The sequence below is a fragment of the Galactobacter sp. genome (assembly GCF_022712295.1).
GTDB lineage: Bacteria > Actinomycetota > Actinomycetes > Actinomycetales > Micrococcaceae > Galactobacter.
This window is the reverse complement of sequence record NZ_JALAGT010000134.1, coordinates 1-9,367: the sequence shown is the minus strand read 5'-3', so window position 1 is coordinate 9,367 and position 9,367 is coordinate 1. Positions and strand designations below refer to the sequence as shown.

General features: G+C 68.4%; 8 protein-coding genes and 1 pseudogene. All 9 read right to left on the bottom strand.

Annotated elements, in window-relative coordinates:
- Positions 1–29: 29 nt before the first annotated feature.
- The gene (locus tag Q0A15_RS10200) at positions 30–656 is read right to left on the bottom strand and encodes a hypothetical protein (RefSeq protein ID WP_291279423.1); all 627 of its coding nucleotides are present in this window, start codon (positions 654–656) and stop codon (positions 30–32) included.
- A 186-nt stretch (positions 657–842) separates the two neighbouring features.
- On the bottom strand, positions 843–1,616 hold the full coding sequence (locus tag Q0A15_RS10195; protein WP_291279422.1) for a GNAT family N-acetyltransferase: 774 nt from the start codon (positions 1,614–1,616) through the stop codon (positions 843–845).
- Between the two features lie 20 nt (positions 1,617–1,636).
- Entirely contained in the window at positions 1,637–2,527 is an 891-nt protein-coding gene (locus tag Q0A15_RS10190; RefSeq protein WP_291279421.1) for a DMT family transporter, read from the bottom strand.
- A 24-nt stretch (positions 2,528–2,551) separates the two neighbouring features.
- Positions 2,552–3,439: an inositol monophosphatase family protein gene (locus Q0A15_RS10185; protein ID WP_291279420.1), complete on the bottom strand. Its 888-nt coding sequence runs from the start codon at positions 3,437–3,439 to the stop codon at positions 2,552–2,554.
- Positions 3,436–5,772, bottom strand: a complete 2,337-nt coding sequence (ligA, locus tag Q0A15_RS10180) for an NAD-dependent DNA ligase LigA (RefSeq protein ID WP_291279419.1) — start codon at positions 5,770–5,772, stop codon at positions 3,436–3,438. The genes Q0A15_RS10185 and ligA overlap by 4 nt, the downstream gene beginning before the upstream one ends.
- A gap of 83 nt (positions 5,773–5,855) precedes the next feature.
- Positions 5,856–7,319 (bottom strand): adenylate/guanylate cyclase domain-containing protein, encoded by a 1,464-nt coding sequence (locus tag Q0A15_RS10175; protein WP_291279418.1) that lies wholly within the window; start codon positions 7,317–7,319, stop codon positions 5,856–5,858.
- A 64-nt stretch (positions 7,320–7,383) separates the two neighbouring features.
- Positions 7,384–7,938, bottom strand: a complete 555-nt coding sequence (locus Q0A15_RS10170) for a hypothetical protein (RefSeq protein WP_291279417.1) — start codon at positions 7,936–7,938, stop codon at positions 7,384–7,386.
- Positions 7,939–8,086: 148 nt separating this feature from the next.
- The gene (locus Q0A15_RS10165; RefSeq protein WP_291279416.1) at positions 8,087–8,971 is read right to left on the bottom strand and encodes a biotin--[acetyl-CoA-carboxylase] ligase; all 885 of its coding nucleotides are present in this window, start codon (positions 8,969–8,971) and stop codon (positions 8,087–8,089) included.
- A gap of 77 nt (positions 8,972–9,048) precedes the next feature.
- A pseudogene (locus tag Q0A15_RS10160) lies at positions 9,049–9,367 on the bottom strand (short chain dehydrogenase); the annotation flags it as partial.

The following is a 9,367-nucleotide window of genomic DNA, read 5'->3' as shown; positions in this document are numbered from 1 at the left end:
TCTCACTCGTAGGATCGGTCGGGTGTCGTTCAGCACCCTGGCCGATATCCGCCGGTGGATCCACGACTACCTGGAGTGAGACCACCGGCCACGCCCGAAACGCCCCGCAGCACCAACACGGGGAACGCTTCGCCCTCCGGTCCGTCCACGGGGATCACCACGCCCGGACCCTCGACCTCACCCGGAACGGGTACCCGGTTGACCGTGCCCTCCCCCACCTCGCCGGATTCTGTTCCCGGCATCAGCTGCACCGTCAGGTCTCGTGTATCGGAGACGCCGCGCGCCTGCGGCTCGGCCTCACCATCCAACAACGCGGCCACCGCCTCGCGCCACACGTGGTCGTGGGGTCCGTCGTACACGTAGCGTTTGCCGAGCACGCTGTGGTCCAGGGTGCCGACGAGGTGCTCCAGCGCATCGTCACCCGGCAGCGGCGCACAGCGGTAGGTCAGCGGAACCATGTAATAGGTCAGGTCGTTCTCGTCCCGGACCGCCATGAACTCCAGGCCGACCTCGCCGTCGGGATCGTCCAGCCGGAATCCGCCCACCACACTCAGGTGGGGGTTGTCCTGCCCTTGATACCAGGGCTGCACCGGGAGCCAGTCGGTGAGCAGTTCGAGTTTGCTCGGCACGAGTGTGGCCTTGTGGATGATGGACATGGTGTCTCCTCGGCGCATCGGCAAGGTCCAACGAGCAGTGGACTCGGTCGTCCGAGCCTAGACGTTGCGGGCCGGCACGGCGACCCCGCGATCCCGTGCGGGACCGCCGATCCATGGGATTCGCGCCGAGCCGATGCGAATCCCACGAAAGCCTGGTCCTGGCCACCCCCCAGAAGAACCTCGGCCTCAGACGTCCTGCGTGTAGACCAGCAGGGTCAGGTCCGGCTTGTCGCTCGGCGTCCAATCGCGCTCGGGGGCACGGCTGAAGCCCAGGCCCGGGTACATCGCGTTCGCCGCGTGCCAGTCGCTGTTGGTGGAGAGCACCACGCGGTCGATGTTGGATCGCCGCCGCCCTTCCTCCACGATCGCTCGCACCAGCCCTGAGCCTGCACCGGTTCGCCGAACGGACGGGTCCACGGTCAGCAGCCTGAACTCCAGCTCGCGCGCACGGGCCACATCCGCCCAGACGCCCCCGGCCTCCGCCAGGGTGACAGTGGCCAGCATGATCCCGCCCCGCTCGGCCACCCAGGTCTCCGCGTCCTCTCGTCGCGACTTCCCCGCGGCGGAGACGTACGACAGGTATTCCACCTCGGGGTCGAAGTGTTCCAGGTAGGCCGCCCGCGTGATGCGGTTGACCTCCGGGTCGTCTTCCTCGGTCACGGCCCGGATCACGAGCTCCGGCCGCTTCACCGCGCCGGTGTAACTGGAACCATCCACGGCCCGCAGCACCATGCCGGCATCCACGAGCGCACGCCGCAGCATCGCGGTGTCCTCGGTGTAGGCGCGCAACCGCAGGTTCAGCGACGGCTCGTCCACCACGGCACCAACCGGCAGCACCTGCCAGGCGATGAGTTCCAACAGCGACTCGCGATCGTCGGGACGCTTGGGCAGTCGCTCCAGCGGACCACGCGAGAGAAAACGGGCAAGGACGGTTCGGGACGTCGTACGGGGATGACTCACCCGATCAACACTAGTGCGTCTCAGGCCACGATCAACGCGATGCCCGTCAGCACCACGGCCGCTCCGAGCAGTCGCCGCCCGGGACGGGCCTCCTTGAACAGCAGCCAGCCGAGCAGCGCGCCGATGACGATGCTGGTTTCCCTGGCCGGAGCCACCAGTGAGACGTCCGTGGTCCGCATGGCCTGCAGCACCAGGATGTAGGCCAGGGGCGAGGCGGCCGCCACCACGAGCACCTGCCACCAGTTGCGGCGCAGCACCGGGACGAGCGGCCGGTGTCCCGTGGCCCTCGGAAGCGCGGGCGTCATCAGCAGCGTCTGCCACACGCAACACATCACGAAATAGGGCACGGGGAGCAGCCCGAGCGAGGCCATGGAGTGGTCGTCCCAGAGGGTGTATCCGGCGATCGCGGCGCCGGTGAAGGCGCCCCACGCCAACCCCGACCGCATCCGGCCCTGGGCACCCGTCCCGCCCGTCCTACTCGCCGACGCCCCCGCTCCGGTGGTGATCACCGCGATCCCGGCCAGGATGACCACGCCCCCGACCAGGCCCTGCACCCCGGGCCGCTCGCCCAGGACCAGCACGGCCACGATCATGCTCAACAGTGGACCAACGCCCCTGGCCACCGGATAGACCACGTTCAGGTCCGCCTTGGCGTACCCGGTCTGCAAGGAAAGTTGATACACGATGTGGATCACTCCGGACACGAGCGCGGCCCACACCAAGGTCCCCAGCTGCGCGAAGCCGCCCTGCCACAGCATCGCCAGCCCCACGGGCAGCCACAGCACCACGGAAAAGAGGTTGTACCACCATACGAACGCGAAGCCGTCTCCGGAGACCCGCTTGGCCGCCAGGTTCCAGACGGCATGCAGCACGGCCGCCGTCAGCACCATGGCCAGGGCAGTTCCAGTCATGAACTCAATCTAGGACGCGTGCCCTCATGCCACGGGAAGATCCGCGACGTCCACGGCCCCGGCACTGGTCCAGGCGTCGTTGCTGCCACGCACCACCGGGACTCCGGCCTCCTCGGCGATCAGCGCACCGGCCGCCCAGTCCCATTCGTGCCCGCCGAGTTCGGCGTAGGCGTCGATGGCGCCCTCCGCCACGAGGCAGAGGTCCAGTGCAGCGGAACCGATGCGCCGCACGTTCACGAAGTCCGGGAGCAACTGGGCCAATGCCCGCACCTGTACCTCACGCCGGGCGGCGTCGTACCCGAATCCGGTGGAGAGCACCTTGGCGGGGTTGGAAGCGTCCGGTCCGGTCAGTCGCACGGCACCCGGAAGCGGCGCCTCCTGATCGGTGTGCCCGACGGCGATGCCCTCCTGAAGCGGCCACGGCGCCTTCCAGGCGCCGCCACCGCGGGAGGCCAGGTAGACCACGCCGAGTGCGGGAGCCGCCACGACGCCGGCCAGCCACGCGGTGGCGGGCTCGGCACCTTCCGGCGTCGAGCCGTCGGGCATGGGTGTGGGCCGAACGGGCCCCGAGACCGCCACGGACGTGGCGTAGTAGGCGATGCCACGCACAAAGTTGACCGTGCCGTCCAGCGGGTCGATGGACCAGCGGTAGCCGTCGCCGCCCACGCTGTCCGGGTACTCTTCACCGGTGAGAGTGTCGTCCGGGCGGGCGGCCGCGATGGTCTCGCGGACGGCACGTTCCGCCGCCCGGTCGAAGTCCGTGACCCAGTCCCCCGCCGCGGACTTGTCATCCGCGGCGACGAGGCCCGTGCTCTGCACGAGTGGGGTGCGCTCGGCGAGGATCGCGGCGCCCGACCCCGCGGCGGTCAGGGCCAGGTCCAGGAGTTCGCGCGGGGTGGGTTCGGTGCTCATGCGTCCTCGTTCTCGTCGGCTTCGGTATCGGCATCGACGTCGCCGGAGACGGCATCGGCGCCGCCCTCCAGCAGGCGGTGGAATCCGTCCTCGTCCAGGACGGTCAGACCCAAGGACTCGGCCTTCTCCAGCTTGGAACCGGCGTTCTCACCCGCCACCACGAAGTGCGTCTTCTTGGATACGGAACCAGCAGCCTTGCCACCGCGGGTGATGATGGCCTCCTTGGCGGAATCGCGGGAGAAGCCCTCCAAGGAACCGGTGACCACAATGGTCAGACCCTCCAGGAGGCCTGCCAGGTCCTCGTCGCGTTCGTCCTTCATCTCCTTGTGGTTGGCGGCCCAGGCGGCCTGCCAGGAGTCGACGATCTGGGTGTGCCAGTCCGCGTGGAACCAGGCCACGAGGGCCTCGGCGATGATGGTGCCGACACCGTCGATCTCGGCGAGTTTCTCCACCGCGTCCTCGGCCGCGACGGCCTCACGGATGGCCTCCATGGAACCGAAGCGGGTGGCCAGCGCGCGCGAGGCGGTGGGGCCTACGTGACGGATGGACAGGGCCACGAGGATGCGCCAGAGGTCGGCGTCCATGGCCTTGGCGACTTCGGAGAAGAGCTTCTCGGTGTTCTTGGACGGGACAGATGGCTTGGCCTTGGTGGCGCGCGTGTAGAAGTACGGGGCCAGGTTCCACACTCCGGTGCCCACACCCTTGGACTTCTTCTCCCGCCAGACCTGGACCTCCCCGAGGCTCAAGGAGAGCTCCGAGTCCGGGTCGGCGAGGTCGAAGAAGTCCTTCTCGCTGCGCAGCGGGCCGGGACCCTCCGGCTTCGGGACGCCGCCGGGCAGCGTGGCCGGGTCCGGGCCGGGGCCCACCGTCAGCGCCAGCGCTGCCTCCGCACCCAAGGCCTCGATGTCGAAGGCCCCCCGGGAGGCCAAATGCTCCACGCGCTGACTCAACTGGGCCGGGCAACGCTCCGCGTTGGGGCAACGCAGATCCACATCGCCCTCCTTGGCAGGGGCCAGGCGCGTGCCACAGGAGGGGCAGTCGGCGGGCATCACGAAGTCCCGCAGTTCGTCCTCGTGCCCCTCACGCAGTGCGATCACGGGGCCCACGATCTCCGGGATCACGTCGCCGGCCTTGCGCAGCACCACCATGTCGCCGATCTTGACGCCCTTGGCCTTGACCACGTCCTGGTTGTGCAGCGTGGCCATCTCCACGGTGGAACCCGCCACCTTGATGGGCTCCATCACGCCGTAGGGGGTCACGCGCCCGGTGCGGCCCACGTTGACGCGGATGTCCAGCAGCCGGGTGTAGACCTCCTCCGGCGGGTACTTGTACGCCACCGCCCAGCGGGGCACGCGCGAGGTGTGGCCCAGCGCGCGCTGGATCGCGAAGTCGTCTGCCTTGATGACGATGCCGTCGATCTCGTGGATCAGGTCGTGGCGGTGATCGCCCTTGTCGGCGATGTAGTCCAGGATCTCCTGCTGGTTCGTGGCCAGGATGTTGTACGGCGAGGTGGGCAGACCCCATTCCTTCAACAGCTGGTAGGTCTCGTACTGACTGTCGGCCTTGAGGCCGGCGTGTTCGCCGAGACCGTGACAGAAGACTTGCAACGGTCGCTGCGCCGTCTTGGCCGGATCCTTCTGCCGCAACGAACCTGCGGCGGCGTTGCGGGGGTTGGCCAGTTCCGCCTTCCCCTCTGCGCGGAGCCTGGCGTTGAAGTCCGCGAAATCCTGCGAGCCGATGAACACCTCGCCACGAACCTCGATCTGTGCCGGCCAGCCCTGGCCCGCGAGCTGCCGCGGAACCGAGTCGATGGTGAGCACATTGTCCGTGACGTCCTCACCGGTGGTGCCGTCTCCTCGGGTCACGGCGCGTTCCAGTTTGCCGTCCCGATAGATCAGATTGATGGCCAGTCCGTCGATCTTGGCCTCGGTGAGCCAACGCAGCTCCACGTTGGGCGCAACTTGGGCCACCTGTTCGGTGGCACGTGTCAGCCACGCCGTCAGTTCGTCCAGGCTGAAGACGTCCTCCAGCGAATACATGCGGGTCGGGTGGTCCACCGGAGTGAAGGCAGTGGAGACCTCACCGCCCACCACCTGCGTCGGCGAATCGTTGGTGACGAGTTCCGGGTGGGCCACCTCGATACGCTGCAGCTCCTCGAAGAGCGCATCGAACTCAGCGTCGGAGACCAACGACTCGTCCTGCTGGTAATAGGAGTAGCGGTACTTGCGGATGTCGTCCGCCAGCTGTGCGTAGCGGTCGCGGACGTCCTGGTCAGGCGCGTCCAGGGCTTCCGTGGCGGCGGGTGTGGTGGCTGCGGATTCGGTCTGACTCACGAGTCCATCATGCCGCACACCGCTCTGCTGGCAGTATCCGGAAATGCGAGCACGATCCGTGCTCGCATTTCCGGATACTGCCATCAGTCGAGGGTGAGGCCGTGACCCGTCCCGGAGGAGAGGTCGTACGGAGTGACCGTCCCGAAGCCCTTCAGCTCCACCGCATCCCGCGCCGTCAGCACGAAGCGATCGTCGTCCGTCAGGACGCGCGAGGTCAGGTGATCCGTCAGCACCTCCCCCGGCTCGGCCATGGCGGTCAGGCGTGCGGCCATGTTCACCGTGGCTCCGTAGATGTCCCCCAGCCGGGAGAGGACGCGGCCCCAGACCAGGCCCACACGGACGCGCGGCATGCCCTGCTCACCCGAGGCGAACTGTTGGGACAAGGCCAGCGCGATCTGAGCGCCCACCTCCGGCGTCTCCGCCACGTAGAGCACCTCGTCGCCGATGGTCTTCACGAGCCGACCGCCGGCCACCGTGATGATGGAGGAGCAGATCTCCTCGAAGCCCTGCACCAGCTTGGCCAGCTCACGTTCATCCATGGTCCGCGACGTCGCGGTGAAGGAGACCATATCGGCAAAGCCCACGGCACGCGCCAACGGCAGCGTGGTGTCGTCCTCCGTACCGTCGCGCCCGGCGTTGGAGGCCGAGAGCGCGGAACCTGCACGCACCAGCTGACGCTGTACGGCCGCCGACAGGTTGCGCCGGTAGGCGTAGACCATGACCTCCTCGATGGGCTCGATGAGTTCCTCCAGCAGCAGGACCACATGGCGGCGAGCGCGGGCGTCGTCCATGCCTTGGTTCTGCACCAAATCCTCGACGAGGGCCTCGATCTGCCAGATCACCATGCGGTCGGTGAGCTGTCCGAGCGATCGTGTGATGGAGAGCGCGCCCTCTTCTGACAGGGTGTGCGCGCGGACCTGACCGATGATGGTCTCCAGCGCCTGCTCGTCGTTCTCGGTGTAGGCGATCTCGTCGTCGCCCACGCGCGGCAGACCCAACGAACGCCAGACTTTACGGGCGGAGAGTAGCGACACCCCGGCGTTGGCGGCGACCTCGCGGCGGCGCAGCGTCCGCTGCGATCCGAGGAGGCGCTGCTCCAGCCGTTGCGCGGCTTCCCGAACCGGGAGGTCGGGATCGCTGGTGCGCGGGAGCACCGGCATCGACGTGGTGATCGGCGCGTTCTCCGGCACCGCTGGAAGCTGGCTCGACACCGCGGAGGCGGCAGATGCAGCGGACGCGGCCACCGGCCTGGCCTCGCCGTCGGTGGCAAGGAACGGCATCCGTCGCCGGGGCGCGGATTGCTGCCCGACGACCGGGAGCTGGGCCGTGCGCGCCAGCCCGTCCGAGCGCGTCTCGCCGTCCGTGCGCGTCTCGCCGTCCGGGCGCGGTGCGCCCTGGCCCTCGGTGCCGGCTGCGTCCGGGGTGCTCGCTGCGTCCTCGGCGCTTGCCGCGCCGTCTTCGGCTCGTGCACCACTGGGAGCCGAAGGAGGCGGCGGCACAGGGGGAAGCGGCGGCAGGCCGGAGTCCTGCGTGCCGTCACCGTTCATCTGAGTCCTTCGGGGTCGCGAGTGGATACAACGAATGTGAAATGAATGTTTCCTAGGTCAACCTTTACCACGTCGTACCGTGCCTTGCATCGGAATCGTCTGGTTCCGTGCTGTGGAGGGCCTGCATCCGCAGTACTTCCTGAGTCATCTGGTCCACGATGGCTGCCGCGGCCCGAACGTCGGGACAATGGCGGATCGACACCGCGCCCCTGGGCGTGGTGACCTCCAGCGTGCCCGGCCCGTGCGAGCCTCCCCCGTGAACGGATTTGCTGCGGACCCGACTCACCATGGAGAACGGGATGCGTTGCAGCGTCCTGCGCCCACGGACCGTCCAAAGCGTGCCAGTGGTGATGACGATCCTGGTGCGCAGCCAGCGTAGAACGGGCATCACGATCCAGGCCAGAGCCGCGAGCCCTGCCAGCAGCCAACTCACTCCCACCAGATACGGCGTGGCCGTGGCCCACCCGGGCCCCAGCGACGGCACCCTGGTCAGCAGGCCCAGGACCACTCCGAGCAGGAACATGAGGACCAGGAACATCCAGGCGGCTCCACGCAGGGCACGGGGATGTGCACGCGTGCGCACCACAACGTGTTCGTCTCCCTCGAGCGGAATCTTCACGCGTCTGGCCCCCCTTTCCCGCATGTGCGGTGTGTCCGGCGGGCTCAGCCCCGCCTTTGTCGGCCCTCAACGCCGGCAACTATCCTGCCACCGGACCCTGACCGACTGCTGAGGAGCCTCCCCTCGTATGACCGTGCCCGCTTGAAGATCAGACGTATCCACCGTCGGAACGCCGCAGGTGAACCACATCCCCGGCGTGGACGTGCTGGCGTTCGCCATGGGCGTCTCGCACGATCAGGCAGCCGTCGGCCCCCAGATCCTCGGCGGTCCCGACGAGGTCCTTACCGCCGGGCAGATGCACCCGCACCTCCGCGCCGATGGTGGAGCTGGTCTCCCGTGCCGCCTGCACCACGGAACGCGGCCTGCCGTCCTTCCCCGCCAGCCGGGACAGCGGCGTGAGGACATCGCCTCCGACAGCGAAGAATTGATCGACCACCAGCCCGATCCGTGCCCAGAGCTTGCCAAGGATCTCGTCCGGGTTCACGGCGATGTCCTGCAAGGCCAGCGACGTCGCGGTCCCGACCGGCAGCTCTTCCCTGGTCTGATCCAGGTTCAGTCCGATCCCGGAGATCACCCGGTGGGGGCCACCGTCGATTCCGGGCACCAGTCGGGCCAGGATGCCCGCCAACTTCTTTCCGTCCAGGATCAGGTCGTTGGGCCATTTCACGGCGGCACCGTCCCGACCTGCCACCTCGTTGACCACCTCTGCACACGCCACCGCGGTGAGCACCGTGACCCACCCAAGCGCTTCAGCGGGGAGGGAGGCGGGGACCACCAGATTGACGGAGTAGGTCAGGCAGGCCCCGGGAGGAGCCACCCAGTCCCGGTTCAGGCGCCCCTTGCCACTGCTCTGTTCCAGGGTCCCGACCAGGGCCAGGTGCTGCGGTTTCCCGCCGACGAGGTCGTCGTTCGTGGATCCCGTCCGTTCCGGGAGCACCGGTTCAGGGAAGAACACCTCGTCGGCGCCTAGGGCCTGCTGGGCCTCGCGACGTGCCGCGACGACGGCGTCCGGGTGGAGCACGGTGACACGCAAGGAATTCTCCTGAGAGTTCGTCAGTGGATGAGCAACGCTGCCAGCATGTCACGCGCTGGCCCCACCACGGCGCCGGTTCAGCGGCCGACGAACGAGGGGGCGCCGTCCAGGAACGCATCCGCCACGCGAGGCAGCGACGGGTCGCCCACGGCATAGGGGTCAAGGTCGGTGATGCCCTCTTCCGCAAGGACGTCCTCGGCGATCGCGAAGTTCCCGGTGTACTCGCCGGGGTTGCGGGAGAGCATCGCGTAGGCGGCATCCGCCATGACCTCGGGCGTGCGGGCGCCGGAGAGCATGGGGGCTCCACCGGGAAGGTTCGCAATGGCAGCGGTCTCGATGACGGTGGCGGGCCAGAGCGAGTTCACGCCGATCCCGTCGCCACGCAGTTCGTGGGCC